Origin of the sequence: Klenkia sp. PcliD-1-E, assembly GCF_024124375.1 — a bacterium.
Lineage (GTDB): Bacteria > Actinomycetota > Actinomycetes > Mycobacteriales > Geodermatophilaceae > Klenkia.
Genome location: NZ_JAMXRZ010000021.1, coordinates 12,566 through 29,663, shown reverse-complemented (window position 1 = coordinate 29,663; position 17,098 = coordinate 12,566). Strand labels below are relative to the sequence as shown.

Below are 17,098 nucleotides of genomic sequence, written 5' to 3'. Positions count from 1 at the left end.
CGCTGGCGAGTCGTCGTCCACAGGATCGGGCGTCGTCCACAGATCGCGGCGGCGCGCTCGGGATGTCGGTGGCCGTGGCTACCGTCAGGGACGTGACCGCAGCGCTCTCCCTCCCCCTGGACGAGGAGTTCCTCGCGGCCTGCTTCGGGGACGCGGTGACCTTCCGCGGCCGCGCCTGCCTGCGCGAGCGCAAGGTCCGCTCGGTCACCGTGCAGTCCGGCGACCACGTCTCCGGCGTCGTCGCCGGCTCGCGCGGCGAGGTCTACCAGGTGGCCGCGTTCGCCGACGTCGAGGAGTGGGTCAGCCGCTGCACGTGCCCGGTCGGGCAGGACTGCAAGCACGCGGTCGCGGTGCTGCTCAGCCTCGGCCCCGACGGCCAGGGGACGGTGGTCGACCTGGCCGGTGAGCTGGTCGAGGCCTGGCCCCCGGCGGCTCACCGGGTCGCGAAGCCGAAGCCCGCCTGGGAGACCGCGCTCGCCGACCTCACCCCGACCGCGGCCGGCACCGACCTGGTGCCCATCGGCCTGCAGTTCGAGCTCAACGCCGCCACCGGCCGGTCCGGGCAGCGGGTGCCCGTGCAGGTCCGGCTGCGGCCGGTGGTCCCCGGGCGCGCCGGCCGGTGGGTGCGCACCGGCATCTCCTGGCGCGACCTGCCCTTCGAGTACGGCCCGTTGCGGCGGGTCCCCGAGCACCGCGACGTGCTGGTCGGGCTGTACCGGGCCGCGCAGAGCGCGGGCAGCACGGGGTTCTACGGCACCACCGACGCGGTCTTCCTCGACGACGTCGGCCCGCAGCTGTGGCGGCTGCTGGGCGAGGCCCACCGCGCCGGGGTCACCTTCGTCACCGCGAAGACCCAGGCCGAGCGGGTCGTGCTCGAGCCACCGGCACCGCTGCGCATGGAGGCCACGCGCGATCGGGACCTGCTGCTGGAGGCCGTGGTGGGCCGGGCGGCGGGCCCGACCCCCGTGGCCGGGTTGACGCTGGTCGGCACGCCGGTGCACGGCGCGTTCGTGGTCGAGGACGACGCGCTGCGGCTGGTCCCGTTCGCCGGCCGGGTGCCGGTCGAGCTGTCCCGGATGATCTCGCGGTTCCCGCGGCTGGAGGTGCCCGCCGCGGACGTCGAGCGCGTGCGCGCCGAGCTGGTGCCCGCCCTGCAGCGCATGGTCGAGCTGGTCTCGCCCGACGGCTCGGTGGACCTGCCCTCGGTCGAGCCACCGGTGCTGGCGCTGACGGTCAGCCACGCCGAGGGTGCCCGGCTGACCCTGGAGTGGGCGATCGTCTACCCGGCCGCGCCGGTCACCGGCGACGGCGTGCCCGAGGGCCGGCGGGTCCCGCTGGGCGGGGCCGCCGGCGACCCCGGTCGCGACGACCGCGCCGAGCGGGCGCTGCTCACCGGCCTGGTGCTGCCCGACGGCCGGTTCCCGCAGCTGCGACAGGCCACCGTGCAGCGCGGGCTGGTGCCCACCGTCGAGCTGCGCGAGCTCGACGCCGCGGTGTTCTGCGAGGGCGTGCTGCCCTCCCTGCGCACCCAGGGGGTGAAGGTCTCCGAGCTGGGCGAGGCCCCCGACTACCGGGCCGCCACCTCCGCGCCGGTGGTCAGCGTGTCGGTCACCGACCCCGCCGCCGACGGCTCCGACTGGTTCGACCTGGGCATCACCGTCACCGTCGAGGGCCAGGACGTGCCCTTCGCGCACCTGTTCCGCGCGCTGGCCACCAAGCAGACGCACCTGTTCCTGCCCAGCGGCACCTACTTCCCCCTCGACGGCCCCGAGTTCGCCGTGCTGGCCCAGCTCATCGCCGAGGCCGCCGGGATGGCCGACCCGCGCAAGCCGCCCACCCGGATCAACCGGTGGCAGGCCGGGCTGTGGGGCGACCTGCGGCAGCTCGGCGTGGTGGCGCAGCAGAGCGCCCGCTGGGAGCGGAGGACGGCGGTCCTGCTGGACCTCGACGAGCTGCCCACCCCCGCCGTCCCGGCCGGGGTCACCGCGCAGCTGAGGCCCTACCAGCTCGAGGGCTACCGCTGGCTGTCCCTGCTGTGGGACCACGACCTGGGCGGGGTGCTCGCCGACGACATGGGCCTGGGCAAGACCCTGCAGGCCCTCGCCCTGCTGCAACGGGCCAAGGACGCCGGCGACCTCACCGCGCCGGTGCTGGTGGTCGCCCCGACCAGCGTGGTGGGCAACTGGGTGTCCGAGGCGGCCCGCTTCGCCCCCGGCCTGCGCGTCACCGCCGTCGAGGAGACCTCGGCCAAGGCGGGCCGTCCGCTGGCCGAGCGCATCGCCGGCGCCGACCTGGTCGTCACCTCCTACACCCTGCTGCGCCTGGACGAGACCGAGTACGCGGTGCACGCCTGGCGCGGGATGCTGCTGGACGAGGCGCAGTTCGTGAAGAACCGGCAGGCCAAGGCCTACCGTGCCGCGCGGACCGTCGACGCGCCCTTCAAGCTGGCCATCACCGGCACGCCGATGGAGAACAGCCTGATGGACCTGTGGTCCCTGCTGTCCATCTGCGCGCCCGGGCTGTTCCCCGACCCCGAGGTGTTCAACGAGCTCTGGCGGCGGCCCATCGAGCGGGGCACCGACCCCGGCCGGCTGGGCACGCTGCGGCGTCGGCTGCGGCCGCTGATGCTGCGCCGCACCAAGGAGCTGGTCGCCGCCGACCTGCCGGCCAAGCAGGAGCAGGTGCTGGAGGTCCGGCTGACCGGCCGGCACGAGACCCTCTACCGCACGGCCCTGCAGAGGGAGCGCCGCAAGGTGCTGCGGCTGGTCGAGGACATGGACGCCCACCGCTTCGAGATCCTGCGGTCGCTGACGCTCCTGCGGCAGCTCGCGCTGGACCCCGCGCTCGCCGACCCCGAGCACGACGCCGTCCGGTCGGACAAGACCGAGGCCTTCCTGGAGCACCTGCGCGAGGTCCTCGCCGAGGGCCACCGGGTGCTGGTGTTCAGCCAGTTCACCGGCTACCTCGCCCGCATCCGCGCCCAGCTGGACGCCGAGGGCATCGGCTACGCCTACCTCGACGGCAGCACCCGGCAGCGGCCCGCGGTGATCCAGAGCTTCACCGACGGCGTCGTCCCGGTGTTCCTGATCAGCCTCAAGGCCGGCGGGTTCGGGCTGAACCTGACCGCCGCCGACTACGTCTTCGTGCTCGACCCGTGGTGGAACCCGGCAGCGGAGGCGCAGGCGGTCGACCGGGCGCACCGCATCGGGCAGACCCGCAACGTGATGGTCTACCGGCTGGTCGCCAAGGACACCATCGAGGAGAAGGTCATGGCGCTCAAGGCCCGCAAGCAGGCCGTCTTCGACCAGGTCGTCGACGACGACGGGACGCTCTCGGCACCGCTGACCGCCGAGGACATCCGGGGCCTGTTCGACTAGCGCTCGACCTGGGCCAGGAAGCGCCGGACCGTCTCGGTGAACACCTCCGGCGCCTCCGAGTGCACCCAGTGCCCGGCGTTCTTCACCCGCACCAGCCGCACCCGCGGGAACAGCTCCTCCATCCGCGGCCGGTCGTCGTCCAGCACGTACGAGGAGTCCGCCCCGGCGATCCACAGCACCGGTCCGTCGAACACCGCGCCCGCCGGTGGCTCGGGGAACTCCCGCAGCACCGCGAGGTCCCGGGCGAGCACCGGCAGGTTCAGCCGCCACCGCCAACCGGTCGCCCCGTCCCGGACCAGGGACTGCAGCAGGAACCCGCGCACCATGTCGCTCGGCACCGCCGCCGCCAGCGCCGCGTCGGCGTCCTCGCGCCGGGTCAGGGCGGTCAGGTCGACGGCCTGCATCGCCTCGATGAACTCCGCGAACGGGGAGGCCTCCTCGTCCGGGTCGTCGGTCCGGCCGCCGGTCAGCGGGTAGACCGAGGGCGAGATGTCGACGACGACCAGCCCGCGCAGCAGCTCCTCGTGCCGCAGCGCCAGCTGCATCGCCACCTTGCCGCCCATCGAGTGCCCGACCAGCGTCACCGGCTCCCCGAACCCGCACAGCAGCCCGGCGACCAGCTCGGCCATCTCCACGTAGTCCAGGCGGTCGGTCCACGGCGAGTGCCCGTGGTTGGGCAGGTCGACCAGGGTGACCCGGTGGCCGTCCTCGGCCAGCTGCCTGCCCACAGTCGTCCAGTTGCGGCCCTGCCCGAACAGCCCGTGCACGAAGACGACCCGGGGGCCGTCGTCGCCGAGGGTCCGGGTGGCCAGCTCGAGGTCCGCGCTCACCCCGACATCCGACCAGACGACGGCGACCGGCGGGGCAGGAGCCACCCTGCGGGGACGGCGTGACCGGTGTGGCCACGGAGGCGGTCCCGCTCCCGTGTCGTCCCCGGGCAGCAGCAGGGACGGCCAGCAAGGTGGTCGGGTGATCACGGGCGAGGCAGTGGTGTGGGCAGGCAGCGGCACCCTGTGGCCCGGCACGGGATGGGGGGACCCGCTGGCCGCGCAGCTGGCCGCGCTCGGCTGGCGGGTCTCGCTCGTGCCGTGGGGCGACCCCGCCCTCGAGCACCGCGGCCGCCCCGACGTGCTGCACGTGTTCAGCGGCGGCCTCGAGGCGGTCGGGTCCGGGACCGCGGCGATGGCCGAGCGGCTGGACGCCGTCCGGTCCGCCCTGGCCGTGGCCGACGAGGGCCGCGCCGCCGTGCTGGGCATCTGCCTGGGCGCGCAGATGGTCGCCGCCGTCGCCACCGGCACTGCACCCCAGCCCGTCGCCACCGGGGGCGAGGCCGGCATCACCAGCGTGCACGGGCACGGCGTCCCCGACCTCGTCGTGCCCACCGCGCACGTCCAGGAGGTGCCCGCCTCGGTGCTGCACCGACCCGACGTCCGGCTGCTGTGGAGCAACGCGGTCAGCACCGTGCAGGGCTTCGCCGTGGGCCGCGCCGCCGTCGGCGTGCAGTTCCACCCCGAGCTCACCGCCCCGGAGTCCCGGTGGGCAGCAGCGTCCTTCCGCAACTTGCTCGACGTCCCCGACGCCCCGCCCGCCACCGGTGTCGTCGACCCGGCCAGCAGCCTGTCGGTGGTGCTGGCCGCGGCCGGCGCGCACCGCCGGGTCGGCGCGCTCGCCGCCTGACCCACCCCGGGCCCGCCGGCACGTAGCGTCGGACGCCGTGCCCGGACGACGCAGGACCACCCGGAAGGCTGCACCCCGCAAGGCCACGAAGGCCACGGCGGCGAAGGCCACGGGCGCCACGACCGCGAAGGCTGCGCCGCGGGAGGCCGCACCCCGGGGAGCAGCACCCCGGAAGGCGGCTCCCAGGAAGGCGGCTCCCAGGAAGGCGCCCGCGACCACGCGGGCGGTGGCCGGACCCGGGGAGCGGGTGTGGGTGCTCGCCGTCCCGTTCCGCGCCCCCGCGCCCGGCGCGGTCTGGGACAAGGACCTGCAGGCCCACACCTGGGTCGGCGCCACCCCGCCGCCGGAGCTGGCGGCCTACGTCCCCGGCCCGCACACCGTCGAGCGGTTCCTGGAGGACGAGCTCAACGCCGACCCACGGCCGGTCCCCGCCGGCGACCCGATGACACCGCGGGCCGAGCAGGTGTCCGGCGCCGCCGCGGTGGCCGCCGCCGAGGCCGCCGGCGCCCGCATGTTCCTGCTCGGTGACGACCCCGGCGTCGGCAAGACCGGCACCGCCGTCCTGGCCGTGCGCCAGATCGCTGCCCGCCGCGGCGCCCGCACCGTGCTCGTCGTCGCCGACCGGCCCGCCGCCATCACCATCCCGCACTGGACGCGCTCCATCAGCGCCTTCGGGGCCGGTGACCTGCGCTGGTGCGTCACCACCTGGGACCGGCTGGCCAAGGTGCGCGACCTGCGGTTCGACGTCGTGGTGGCCGACGAGGCGCACATGGTGCGGCACACCACCACGCAGCGGTGGAAGCACTGGAAGGCGGTCTCCGGCGGCGGCCGGGTCAAGGACGCCCCCTTCGTGCTGCTGACCACCGCCACCCCGGCGCACTCGCCGCTGGAGCTGCCGTACCTGGCGCCGCACTTCGCGACCCTGCACGGCGAGCCGCTGCGCGCCTGGTCGGACCTGCCCGCCCGGCTGGCCGAGCACGGGTTCCACGTGGAACGCGGCCGCTACGGCAGCACCTGGACCGAGGACCCGGACGAGCGGCGCGCCGACCTCGCCCAGCTGCGTGGCTGGCTGACCGACACCGACCCGCCGACCACGCTGCACCGCGCCGCGCCGTGGGGCGACGTCCAGGTGACCGGCACCCCGGTGGCGTTGACCCCCGCGGAGCGCGCCCAGTACGACAGCGACTGGCAGGAGTTCCGGTCGGAGATGCAGCTGGCGCGCAGGTCCCGGCAGACCGCTCGCGGGCGGGCAGCGCTGCTGCGGTTCCGGCAGAAGGCCGGGCTGATCCGGGTGCCGGCGACCGTGGACTGGGTGCGATCGCAGGTGGAGGCCGACCGGCAGGTGGCGGTGTCGGTGGAGTTCGTGGAGACCGCCGCCGACCCGATCCGCGACGCGCTGCTGGCCGCCGGGGTGCCGGTGTCGGGCATCTACGGCCGCGACCGGTTCGACGTGGAGGCCGAGCGGCTGCGGTTCCAGCGCGGGGAGTCCCGGGTGTGCGTGTTCACCGTGACCGCCTCGATCAGCCTGCACGCCGGCGAGCAGCTGCCCGGCGGGGCGACCGCCTCGACGACGCCGCGGGTGGGCCTGTTCCACCAGCCGCGCTTCTCCGGCATCGCCGCCCGCCAGGTCACCGGCCGCACCCACCGCGACCACCAGGTCTCCCCGTGGCGGATCGCCTACGCCGAGGACACCGTCGAGGAGCAGGTGGCGAAGGTGATGGTCGAGCGGCTGGCGGTCACCGGTTCCACCGCGGGCGGCGACACCGCCGGCCTGCAGCAGATCGCCGAGCTCCTGGACGCCGACTGGCTCCCCCAGGCCTCGTTGATCGGCTCCGACTGATCCCCGCCCGTCCGCCGGTGATCATGGGGTTCTGGCCAGGGGACACGCCGCCCACCGCGCGTCACCCGGCAACAACCCCATGATCACCGGCGGGTCGGGGTCAGGCGGGCGCGACCATCCGCATCGGCAGGTGGGGGATGCCGTCCTCGACGTAGTCCGGCCCCGACCGGGCGAAGCCGAACCTGGCGTACCAGGCCTCCAGGTAGGCCTGGGCGCCGATGTCGACCGTGCGGCCGGCGCTCAGCTCCAGCCCGCGGGCGACCAGCTGCGCCGACAGGCGCCGGCCGCGGGCGGACGCCGCCGTCGCCACCCGGCCGATGGCCCGGTCCTCGCCGTTGGCCAGCACCCGGATGCAGGACAGCACCTCGCCGTCCTCACCGGGGACCCACACGTGCAGCGTGCCCGGTTCGGTGTCCCGGCCGTCGAGCTCGGGGTAGGGGCAGGACTGCTCCACCACGAACACGTCGACCCGCAGCTTCAGCAGGCCGTACAGCTCGCCGGGGGTGAGCTCGGCGAACCGCTTCTCGACGATCACGCGGTCAACACTCGCACCTCGCAGCGCAATCCCGGCGCCCGGGACAGCCGGACGTCGGCGGTCACGAGCACCGCCCCGAGCAGCTCGGCGAGCGCAACGTACTGGGCGTCGTATGCCGAGACCGAGTCGCGCAGCTCCCAGCAGCGCCGGAGCAGCAGGAGATGGTCGTGTCGCTGCAGGGGGAACGCGACGAGCTGGTCGAGCGCCGCACGACCGGCATCGACGGACCAGATCCCGGCCAGCACCTTCCGCCGGATCGTCTGCAGGAACTCGACGTCCACGAGGGCCGGGGCGTGCACGTCGTGCGCCCGGAGGGCGTCACGGGCCAGCACCCCGGACGAGCCGTCGTCGGTCAGCGCACTGAACAGCGCCGAGGTGTCGGCGACGATCAGCGCTCGGCCCGTCCCTCGTCCAGGGCTGCGAGCGTCTCCTCGAACGTCGCCGACAGCCCCAGGGCCTCCGCGCGGCGGAAGACCTCCTCCTGGGTCGGCCGAGCAGCGACCTTGCTCAGCTCACGCAAGGTGTACTCCGACAGGGACATGCCGGCCGCCGATGCTCGTTCCTGCAGCCGGGCGTGGACGTCGTCGGGGACGTTGCGGACCTGCAGCATCTTCGGCACCCGGTCAGCGTACATGTGCAGCACATCCATCTGCATGTGCTGCACATGTCCGTCATGACCCGTCGACCGCCACCCGCTCGGGAGAGGCCGGGCCCGAGCCGTCGGCCACGGCACCGGAGAGCCGCTTGAGCAGGGCGGGGACGTCCAGGCCGGTCAGGTCACCGGACAGCTGCAGGCCCTGCGCCACGTTCGACGCCACCGACTTCGACAGCGACCCGGGCCCGTCGGCGCTGATCACGGTCATCTTCTCCACGCTGGACAGCGGGGCGGCCGCGGCCGAGACGACCTCGGGCAGCACCTTCACCAGCAGGTCCAGGATCGCGGCCTCGCCGTAGGTGCTGAAGGCCTGCGAGCGGGCGTCCATGGACTCCGCCTCGGCCTTGCCCTTGGCCAGGATCGCGGCCGCCTCGGCGGCGCCCTCCCGCTCGACGGCGTCGGCGACGGCCTGCCGGCGCAGCTTCTCGGCCTCACCGCGCTTGGCGCCCTCGATCGCCTCGGCCTCGGCCAGCGCCGAACGCCGCGCGCGCTCACCCTCACCGGAGAGCTTGGCCTGCTCGGCCGCGGCCTGCGCGGCGGCGATGGTGGCCTGCCGGTCGGCCTCGGCGGCCAGGATGGCGGAGTTCTTGCGGCCCTCGGCCTCCTGCTCCACCCGGTAGCGCTCCGCGTCGGCGGGACGGCGGACCTGGGTGTCCAGCTGCGCCTGGGTCAGCGAGGCGTTGCGGGCGGCGACCTTCTCCTGCTCGGCGAGCACCTGCTGGTCCTGCGCGGCCTGGGCCAGCGGGCCGGCCGCGGCGGCCTTGGCCTTGGCGGCGTCGATCTCGGCGTTGATCTCGGCCTGCTTGAGCGCCAGCTGCCGCTGGGAGACCGCGATGGCCTCGTCGGCGAGCAACTGCTCCTGCTGGGCGGCCTGCCGGGCGCGGGCCTCGGCGATGGAGGCCTCCTTGAGCACCCGGGCGGCCTCGGGACGGCCGAGGTCGGCCAGGTAGGTGCCCTCGGCCTGGATGTCCTGCAGCTGGAACGTGTCCAGCACCAGGCCCTGGCCGGTGAGGGAGGACTCGGCCTCCTCGGCGACGGCGGAGGCGAACGCGGCGCGGTCGCGGATGATCTCCTCGATCGTCAGCCGGCCCACGATGGAGCGCAGCGCACCGGCGAGCACCTCGGACGTGAACGTGTCGATGCCCTGCTGCTGCTGCAGGAACCGCTGCGCGGCGGCGCGGATCGAGGACTCGTTGCCACCGACCTTGACGATGGCCACGCCCTCGAGGTCGCACTTGACGCCCTGCTTGCTCACCGCGCCCCGGATGCCGACCGGGATGCGCCGGCTGGACAGGTCGAGGGTGTGCAGCTTCTGCACCACCGGCAGCACGAAGACGCTCGCGCCCATGACGACCTTCTGGCCGCTCATGTCGCGGCTGACCGTGCCGTCGGCACCGGTCACCGAGCGGCCCTGCCGGCCGGTGACCAGGAACGCCTGGTTGGGCCCGGCCACCTTGATGCGGGAGAGCACCAGCAGCACGAGCAGGACGACGAGGACGGCGATGCCGCCGATCGCGTAGAGCAGGGTCACGGGGTGGGGCCTCCAGACTCATCCGGTGCGGTCGAGACGACCTCCACCGAGGTCGGCGACGGGGTGTCGACGACGTAGACGGGCGTGCCGGCGGGCAGCGGTACCTCGCTGCGCGCCGCGTACTTCAGCTGCTGACCGTGCAGCGCGAGCCGTACCTCGCCGAACCCGCCGGCCGGGACGGCGGAGACCACCACGCCCTGGGCGCCGAGGACGTCGCCGCTGGTGAGCGTCGGCGTGGTGTTCATGTCGCGCAGGGAGGAGGCGAGCTTCACCGCGCCGGCCGCCAGCGGCAGCGCGACGACGACGCCGACCAGCAGGCACAGCAGCACCGTGGCCACGCCGGGCAGCGCGGGCAGCAGCGCAGAGGCCGCCGCGCCGCCGAAGCCGACGCCCCCGACGAAGGCCGCGATGGCCGGCAGGGAGAACGGACCGTCGGCGTCGGGGTGGCCCAGGTCGGCGATCTCCCCGCCCAGCAGCGCGACCAGCAGGACCAGCACCCCGACACCGCCCACGGCGAGGAACGCGATCGAGGTGGCGTCCAACGGGCTCCTGTTCGTCGGCGGGGCGGACGGCCAGCCTCACAGGTCGGGAGGTTGCGATCAAGCCGCGTGCCGGATCTGTGGACCGACCTCACCCCTGTGGACGACGCCCCGCGACGGGGTGCCAGGATCGGCGCCGACACGGGGTGCCCCGCCAGGGGCTGAGATGACACCCGTCGAACCTGCTCCAGCTCGTACTGGCGAAGGGATGTCGACATGAGCCGTTCCACGACCGCGTCGCTGATGGCGGCCCGGACCGCGCTGACCCAGGTGCGCCCGCTGGTGCACTGCTTGACCAACACCGTCGTCCAGGCGTTCACCGCGAACGCCCTGCTGGCCGTCGGCGCCTCGCCGGCCATGGTCGACGCCCCCGAGGAGGCAGCGGAGTTCGCCGCGCTCGCCTCGGCGGTCCTGGTCAACGTGGGCACGCTCGACGCCCGCACGGCCGAGGCGATGCGAGCCGCCGCCGCGCGGGCCGCCGACGACGCCACGCCCTGGGTGCTCGACCCGGTCGCCGTCGGCGCACTCGGCTTCCGCACCCGGCTGGCGGTCGAGCTGCTCGAGCACCGGCCGGACGTCGTCCGCGGCAACGCCTCCGAGGTCATCGCCCTGGCCGGTGCCGGGGCGGGCGGGCGCGGCACGGACAGCACGGTCGGTGTCGACACCGCCGCGCACGCCGCCGCCGACCTGGCGCGGCGTACCGGCGGGGTGGTCGCGGTCAGCGGCGAGGTCGACCTGGTCACCGACGGCGACCGGACGGTCCGGGTCGGCGGCGGGCACCCGCTGCTGACCCGTACGACGGGTGCCGGGTGCGCCCTCGGCGCGCTGACCGCGGCGTACGTGGCCTCCACCGGGTCGAACCTGTGGGGCGCGGTCGCCGCGCACGCGCACGTCGCGGTCGCCGCCGAGCGCGCCGCGGCGGCATGCGTCGGCCCGGGCTCCTTCGCCACCGCGTGGCTGGACGCGCTCGACGCAGTCGGTCCCGACGAGCTGGCCGATGCCGACGTCCGGGAGCAGGCGTGAGCGTCGACCCCACCCTGTACCTGGTCACCGACACCGTGCTCTGCAGCCCACGATCGGTGCCCGACGTGGTGGTGTCCGCGGTGGCCGGCGGGGTGACCGCTGTCCAGGTGCGGGACAAGACGGCGTCCCGGCGCGAGCTGCTCGAGCTGACCCGGGCCGTGCAGGCGGTCCTCGCCGACCGACGCGACGTCGCGGTCGTCGTCGACGACGCCCTGGACGTCGCCCTGCTGGCCGGTGCCGACGGCGTGCACGTGGGCCAGTCCGACCTGCCGGTCACCGACGTCCGGGCGCACGCCCCGCAGCTGCACGTCGGCCTGTCCGTCGGCACGGACGAGGAGCTGGCCGCCGCGCTCGCCCTGCCCGCCGGCACGGTCGACCTGCTGGGCATCGGCCCGGTGTGGGCGACGGCGACCAAGACCGACGCAGGCCCGGCGCTGGGGCCGGCCGGTGTCGCCCGGCTGGTCGCCGGCGCCGGTGGGCTGACCACGGTGGCGATCGGCGGTGTGCGCTCCGACCGGGTCGCCGAGCTGGTGGCGACCGGCGTGGACGGCGTCTGCGTGGTGTCCGACGTCTGCGCCGCGCCCGACCCCCGCGCCGCCGCGGCCGCCCTCCGCGGGGCGTTCCGGTGAGCGCTCGCGTCGCGCTGACCGTCGCCGGCTCCGACCCCAGTGGCGGGGCCGGGATCCAGGCCGACCTCAAGACGTTCAGCGCGCTGGGTACCTACGGCTGCGCGGTGCTCACCGCGCTCACCGCACAGAGCACCCGGGGCGTCACCGGCGTCCACCTGGTGCCCGCACCCTTCGTCGCCGACCAGCTGACCGCGCTGCTGGACGACGTCGGGGTGCACGCCACCAAGACCGGCATGCTGCCCACCGCCGAGGTGGTCGAGGTGGTCGCGGACCTGCTGGCCGGCGGGACGGCCGGACCGGTGGTCGTCGACCCGGTCATGGTCGCCACCAGCGGGGACGCCCTCGTCGACGAGGCCGCGGTGACCGCCATCCGCGACGTGCTGCTGCCGGTCGCCGCGCTGGTCACGCCGAACGTCCCCGAGGCGGCCCGGCTGTTGCACAGGGAACCGGCGCGCAGCGAGGCCGACCTGCGCGACCAGGCGGTGGCGCTGCTCGACCTCGGCCCGGGGGCGGCGCTGGTCAAGGGCGGCCACCTGGCGGCCGAGCTGGGGGAGGGCGTGGACGTCCTCGCCGTCCGGGGTGGCGGGGTGCACGTCAGCCGCCGTCCCGTCGTCCCCACCCGGAACACGCACGGCACCGGATGCACGCTGTCCGCGGCCCTGGCCGCGGTGGCCACCGTGCCGTCGACGGCCGGGACGGCCCCCGACTGGCCGGCCCTGGTCGAGGACGCCCGCGACCTCCTGCAGGCCGGGCTCGAGGCGGCCGACGACCTGCACGTCGGCTCGGGGAACGGACCGGTCCACCACCTGGCTCAGCTGTGGTGACGACGACCGACCGTGCGTGGGCGGGGACGGCGGAACTGCGGGCGGGGATCGACGCGCTGCCCTTCCTCGCGGACCTGGCCGACGGCACCCTGGAGCCGACCGCCTTCCGCGCCTACCTGGAGCAGGACGCCCTCTACCTCGCCGGGTACGCCAAGGCCCTGGCGCTCCTGGCCGCCCGCGCCCCCGACCCGGCGGCGGGGGCGTTCTGGGCGAGCTCGGCGCACACCGCCGCGGTGGTCGAGACCTCGCTGCACGCGGACCTGCTCGAGCTGCTCGGCGGTGGCCCGCGCGCCGAGGAGCCCAGTCCGACCTGCCGGGCCTACGTCTCCTACCTGGTCGCGACGGCGGCCACCGAGCCCTACGCCGTGGCCTGCGCGGCCGTGCTGCCCTGCTTCTGGGTGTACGCGCACACCGGCGCCCGGCTGGCCCCGGCCGCCCGGGCCGTCCCTGACCACCCGTACCTGCGGTGGGTCACCACCTACGACGACCCGGGGTTCCAGGAGTCGGCGCGACGGGCCCGGGAGCTCACCGACGCCGCCGCGACACCGGACCTGGAGCCCGCGATGCTGCGGAGCTTCGCGGTGGCGACGGCCTACGAGCGGGACTTCTGGTCCTCGGTGCCGCGCCAGTCGGGCGGCTCGGCAGGGACCAGCGACGGGTCGTCGACGGCGTAGGTGCGCACCGGCCCGGGCGGCGTCCGTGGCCCCTCGAACCGCACGGTGACCCGCCCGAGGCCACTGCCCCACACCCAGCCGGCACCCATGTCGGCGTGCGCGACGTCCTGCCCCGGGTACCAGGTGCGCGACTCCGGCTCGGCCACGTCCGGTTCCTCGTCCTCCAGGACCAGCGGGGCGGCGTCCTCGGCGAACAGGTCGCCCTGCACGTAGGTGGCCAGACCGGAGACGCCGACGCCGAGCAGCCGGACGCCGCCGGTGCGGTCGATGCCGCCGAGCAGCCGGGTGGCCACCTCGGTGACGGTGCGGGCGTCGTCCACCGGCTGGGGCAGGGTCTGCGAGCGGGTCAGGGTGGTGAAGTCGTAGCGGCGGAACTTCAGCGTCACCGTGCGGCCGGCCGTCCCCTCCTTCTGCAGCCGGGCGACCACCCGGTCGGCCAGCCACCGGATCTCGTTCTGCAGCCGACCCAGGTCGGTGAGGTCGGTGGCGTAGGTGCGCTCGGCGGAGACGCTCTTGGCCTCCCGCTCGGGGACGACGGGCCTCTCGTCCAGCGCGCGGGCCAGGCGGAACAGGCCGCTGCCGTGCGCCTGCCCGACGAGGGCGACCAGGTCGGTCAGCGACCGCTCGTGCAGGTCGCCGACGGTGCGGACGCCGACCGCCGACAGCCGGTCCCCGGTGGCCGGGCCGACGCCGGGCAGGGAGCGCACCGGCAGCGGGTGCAGCACGTCCAGCTCGGCGCCGGCGGGGACGACGAGCAGGCCGTCGGGCTTGTCCAGCTCGCTGCCGATCTTGGCCATCGTCTTGGACGACCCGATGCCGACCGAGCCGCGGACCCCGCCGGTGGCGGCGTGGATGCGCACCTTGAGGTCGCGGCCCAGCGCGGTCAGGCCCTCGACGGACAGGTCGTGACCGCCCGCGGCGAGGTCGACGTAGGCCTCGTCGACGCTGACCTGCTCGACCAGCGGGGACAGCTCGCGCAGCAGGTCCATGACCACGCGGGAGGTGACCGAGTACGCGGCGAACCGGCCGCCGAGGAACGCCGTCCCGGGTGGGCACCGACGACGCGCCTCGGCGGTGGACATGGCGCTGCGGGCGCCGTAGGCGCGGGCCTCGTAGGAGGCCGTGGAGACCACCCCGCGCCCGCCGGTGCCGCCCACGACGACCGGCTTGCCGCGCAGCGAGGGCTTGTCCCGCTGCTCGACGGCGGCGAAGAAGGCGTCGAGGTCCAGGTGCAGCACACCGGCCTCGGATCGCATCCCCTGCATGATGCCCGGGTGAGCGAGTACGCGAGCTGGGCCGCCATCACGGCCGAGGACCCCGACCACTCCCAGTGGTACGTCGACCGCTTCCGCGGCCTGGCGGCCGAGGGCGCCGACCTGGACGGCGAGGCCCGCCTGGTCGACGCGATGCTGCCCCGCGGGTCGCGGGTGCTGGACGCCGGCTGCGGGCCCGGCCGGGTGGGCGGTGCGCTGCACCGCGCCGGGCACCACGTCACCGGGGTGGACGGCGACCCCGTGCTGGTCGCCGCGGCCGAGACCGACCACCCCGGCCCGCGCTGGGTGGTCGACGACCTGACCACCTTCGACCTCGGCGAGACCTTCGACGCGGTGGTCTGCGCCGGCAACGTCATCACGTTCGTCGAGCACGCGCTGCGCCGCGACGCCCTCACCCGGCTGCGCGCGCACCTGGTGCCCGGGGGCCGGATGGCCATCGGGTTCGGCGACCACCGCGGCTACGGGTTCGCCGAGTTCCGCGCCGACGCCGCGGCGACCGGGTGGGCCGAGGACGTGCTGCTGTCGACCTGGGACCTGCGCCCGTTCGCCGCGGACTCGACCTTCCTGGTCGCCCTGCTCAGACCAGCTGCAGGGCCCGTTCCGCGCGGCTGATCCGTACCTGCTGGCCCCAGGTCAGGGTCAGGTGGTCGTCCTCCAGGCCGTCGCCGAAGGAGACCAGCCCGTCGCTCTCCACGGTCACCACGAGTTCCTCGTCCGGGCCCAGCAGGCCCTCGGTGCAGGTGGTGCCGGTGACCGGCGAGGGCCAGGCCTCGCGGACGAACCAGGCCAGCGCGGGGTCGGTGGGCCCCGGCAGCGCCAGCGGGCTGCGCCGCTCCAGCGCCGCCGACCGGCACCACCCGGTGGCCCCGGTACCGGTCGAGACCAGCAGACCCGACGACGCCTGCCGCTCCGGTGGCGACCCGGGCGCCTGCAGCCGGTAGCGAGCGGTCTGGTGGGTGGGCTGGCCGAGGTACACCTCGTTGAGCGCGGTCAGCTCCTGGCCGTCGTCGGACTCGGCCCGCACCATCGTGCGGGCCTGCGTGCTGCCCCGGGCCGCCAGCAGCTCGCCGACGTCGGCGGCCCGGTGCCGGACCAGCACGCCGGCGTTGCGGCCGGGTTCGGGGTCGATGCCGACCACCGGCTGCCCGTCGAGGTACTTGGCCACGTTGGCGACGAGGCCGTCCTGCCCGACCACCAGGACGACGTCGTCCGGGGCGAACAGGAACCGCGGCAGGTCGGCGCGCTCCACGCTGCCCCGCCGCCAGTCCACCGGCACCTGGGCCAGCGCGGTGGCGACGGCGGCCCGCTGGGCGGCGTCGTGCGCGGCGACCTCCTCGACGTCCCGGCCGCGGCTGCGCAGGAAGAACGCGGCCTGCCCGCGGGTGCCGTGCCGGGCCACCAGCTCGGTCAGCTCGGTGGCCCGGTGAACCAGCACCACCCGGGGTGCCAGGCTCACCGCTCGACCCCCAGCCTGGTCAGCAGCCCGGTGAGCACGTCCGGCGTCACCGTGATGTTCTGGACCTGCGGCAGGTTGCTCGCCAGCTGGCGCAGCGCCAGGGCGTGCACGGTCTCCACCGGCATGTCCACCCAGACCGCCCACTCGGCTCGGTTGGCCGCACCGCGCGCCTCGCCCTGCACCCGGGTGCGCTCGGCCTCGACCTGGGCGGCCGCCCGGTCGCGGCGGGCCTTCGACTCCGCCGCGATCTCCGCGGCGGCCGCGGCGTTCTCGGCCTCCCGCCGGGCGTTGACCCCGCGCTGGCCGACCAGCTCCTCCTCGCGGCGGGCCAGCTCGACCTGGCTGGCCAGCTCGTTCTCGCTGATCGCCCGTTCCCGCTCCACCGCGGTCGCCCGCCGGGCGTAGGTCGCGGCGTCCGCCTCGGCCTGCACCCGCTCGCGGGTCGGCGTCCGCAGGGCCCGCTCGACCTCCGGCTCGGGCCGGATGGCGACCACCCGGACGTCGACGACCGCGATGCCGGTCTCGGCCAGCCGGGCGTCGGCGGCCAGGCCCGCCGCGACCGCGTCGCGCACCGGGCCGACCCCGGCGGTGAGCGCGGTGGTCAGGCCGGTGGCGGCCAGCAGGTCGATCGCGTGCTGCTGGGCCGACTCGGTGAGCAGCCCGGCGACCTGCTCCAGCGGGGTGCCGCGCCAGAGGCCGGTGTCGGGGTCGATGGAGAAGTCCACCCGCCCGGCGGCCAGCGTGGGGTCGGCGAAGCGGTAGGTCAGCGTCATCTGCACGGTGACGTCCTGGAAGTCCGCCGTCCGGGCGTGGAAGAGCAGGGGCAGCTCCCGGTCGTCGACCGGGACCTCGCTGAGCACCGCCGAGAGCGGGCGGAACCAGAAGCTGGCCCCGGTGCCGCCGTGCCGCAGCCGACCGGCGGTCACGTGCTGGACGTGGGCGGTCGCCGAGCCACGCAGGTGGCGGGCGAAGGGGTAGCGGGCGATGTCGGCCACGACGTCCTCCTCGGGTTGTTGTCGTCAGCTTGACGATAAACGCCCTCGGGGGTTGTCGTCAATGTGACG

General features: G+C 75.3%; 17 protein-coding genes and 1 riboswitch. Of the genes, 8 read left to right on the top strand and 9 right to left on the bottom strand.

The window, feature by feature from the left end:
* The first annotated feature begins 92 nt into the window (after positions 1-92).
* Positions 93-3,377, top strand: a complete 3,285-nt coding sequence (locus NH342_RS06315; protein ID WP_253012810.1) for a DEAD/DEAH box helicase — start codon at positions 93-95, stop codon at positions 3,375-3,377.
* Here NH342_RS06315 and NH342_RS06310 read toward each other — a convergent pair.
* Positions 3,374-4,207, bottom strand: coding sequence for an alpha/beta fold hydrolase (locus NH342_RS06310; RefSeq protein WP_253012808.1), 834 nt, complete (start codon positions 4,205-4,207; stop codon positions 3,374-3,376). The genes NH342_RS06315 and NH342_RS06310 overlap by 4 nt on opposite strands.
* 139 nt (positions 4,208-4,346) lie before the next feature.
* Between NH342_RS06310 and NH342_RS06305 the strand changes: the two genes are divergently transcribed.
* Positions 4,347-5,054 carry a hypothetical protein gene (locus NH342_RS06305; RefSeq protein ID WP_253012806.1) on the top strand — a complete coding sequence of 236 codons (708 nt, stop codon included), beginning with the start codon at positions 4,347-4,349 and terminating at the stop codon, positions 5,052-5,054.
* Positions 5,055-5,280: 226 nt separating this feature from the next.
* A complete protein-coding gene (locus NH342_RS06300) occupies positions 5,281-6,894 on the top strand; it encodes a helicase (protein ID WP_253012804.1) in 1,614 nt (537 codons plus the stop codon).
* Positions 6,895-6,994: 100 nt separating this feature from the next.
* On the opposite strand, the gene NH342_RS06295 is transcribed toward NH342_RS06300, so the two are convergent.
* From NH342_RS06295 to NH342_RS06275, 5 genes are all read right to left on the bottom strand, one after another.
* Positions 6,995-7,429, bottom strand: a complete 435-nt coding sequence (locus tag NH342_RS06295; protein WP_253012802.1) for a GNAT family N-acetyltransferase — start codon at positions 7,427-7,429, stop codon at positions 6,995-6,997.
* Positions 7,426-7,818 carry a type II toxin-antitoxin system VapC family toxin gene (locus NH342_RS06290; RefSeq protein ID WP_308200619.1) on the bottom strand — a complete coding sequence of 131 codons (393 nt, stop codon included), beginning with the start codon at positions 7,816-7,818 and terminating at the stop codon, positions 7,426-7,428. The genes NH342_RS06295 and NH342_RS06290 overlap by 4 nt, the downstream gene beginning before the upstream one ends.
* Complete coding sequence (locus tag NH342_RS06285; RefSeq protein ID WP_253012840.1) at positions 7,818-8,039, bottom strand: hypothetical protein; 222 nt, start codon at positions 8,037-8,039, stop codon at positions 7,818-7,820. Before NH342_RS06285 ends, NH342_RS06290 begins: the two co-directional genes overlap by 1 nt.
* A gap of 61 nt (positions 8,040-8,100) precedes the next feature.
* The gene (locus NH342_RS06280) at positions 8,101-9,615 is read right to left on the bottom strand and encodes a flotillin family protein (RefSeq protein ID WP_253012798.1); all 1,515 of its coding nucleotides are present in this window, start codon (positions 9,613-9,615) and stop codon (positions 8,101-8,103) included.
* Complete coding sequence (locus tag NH342_RS06275) at positions 9,612-10,157, bottom strand: hypothetical protein (protein ID WP_253012796.1); 546 nt, start codon at positions 10,155-10,157, stop codon at positions 9,612-9,614. Before NH342_RS06275 ends, NH342_RS06280 begins: the two co-directional genes overlap by 4 nt.
* A gap of 129 nt (positions 10,158-10,286) precedes the next feature.
* Positions 10,287-10,380, top strand: a riboswitch (TPP riboswitch).
* Between NH342_RS06275 and thiM the strand changes: the two genes are divergently transcribed.
* The 4 genes from thiM to NH342_RS06255 all read left to right on the top strand — a co-directional run bounded on the left by thiM (position 10,371) and on the right by NH342_RS06255 (position 13,304).
* Positions 10,371-11,177, top strand: coding sequence for a hydroxyethylthiazole kinase (gene thiM, locus NH342_RS06270; protein ID WP_253012794.1), 807 nt, complete (start codon positions 10,371-10,373; stop codon positions 11,175-11,177). (Overlaps the previous riboswitch by 10 nt.)
* The gene (gene thiE, locus NH342_RS06265; protein ID WP_253012792.1) at positions 11,174-11,806 is read left to right on the top strand and encodes a thiamine phosphate synthase; all 633 of its coding nucleotides are present in this window, start codon (positions 11,174-11,176) and stop codon (positions 11,804-11,806) included. The genes thiM and thiE overlap by 4 nt, the downstream gene beginning before the upstream one ends.
* Entirely contained in the window at positions 11,803-12,630 is an 828-nt protein-coding gene (gene thiD, locus NH342_RS06260) for a bifunctional hydroxymethylpyrimidine kinase/phosphomethylpyrimidine kinase (protein WP_253012790.1), read from the top strand. The genes thiE and thiD overlap by 4 nt, the downstream gene beginning before the upstream one ends.
* Positions 12,627-13,304 (top strand): TenA family protein, encoded by a 678-nt coding sequence (locus tag NH342_RS06255; RefSeq protein WP_253012788.1) that lies wholly within the window; start codon positions 12,627-12,629, stop codon positions 13,302-13,304. The genes thiD and NH342_RS06255 overlap by 4 nt, the downstream gene beginning before the upstream one ends.
* Here the strand turns inward: NH342_RS06255 and NH342_RS06250 are convergent.
* Positions 13,223-14,560, bottom strand: a complete 1,338-nt coding sequence (locus NH342_RS06250) for a DNA polymerase IV (RefSeq protein WP_253012786.1) — start codon at positions 14,558-14,560, stop codon at positions 13,223-13,225. The two genes, NH342_RS06255 and NH342_RS06250, sit on opposite strands and share 82 nt — an antisense overlap.
* An 18-nt stretch (positions 14,561-14,578) precedes the next feature.
* On the opposite strand from NH342_RS06250, the gene NH342_RS06245 reads away from it, so the two are divergent.
* Entirely contained in the window at positions 14,579-15,190 is a 612-nt protein-coding gene (locus NH342_RS06245; protein WP_253012784.1) for a class I SAM-dependent methyltransferase, read from the top strand.
* Here NH342_RS06245 and NH342_RS06240 read toward each other — a convergent pair.
* Together NH342_RS06240 and NH342_RS06235 are read right to left on the bottom strand one after the other, a co-directional pair.
* Entirely contained in the window at positions 15,156-16,034 is an 879-nt protein-coding gene (locus NH342_RS06240) for a hypothetical protein (RefSeq protein ID WP_253012782.1), read from the bottom strand. The two genes, NH342_RS06245 and NH342_RS06240, sit on opposite strands and share 35 nt — an antisense overlap.
* Positions 16,031-17,029 carry an SPFH domain-containing protein gene (locus NH342_RS06235; protein ID WP_253012780.1) on the bottom strand — a complete coding sequence of 333 codons (999 nt, stop codon included), beginning with the start codon at positions 17,027-17,029 and terminating at the stop codon, positions 16,031-16,033. Before NH342_RS06235 ends, NH342_RS06240 begins: the two co-directional genes overlap by 4 nt.
* Positions 17,030-17,098: the final 69 nt, after the last annotated feature.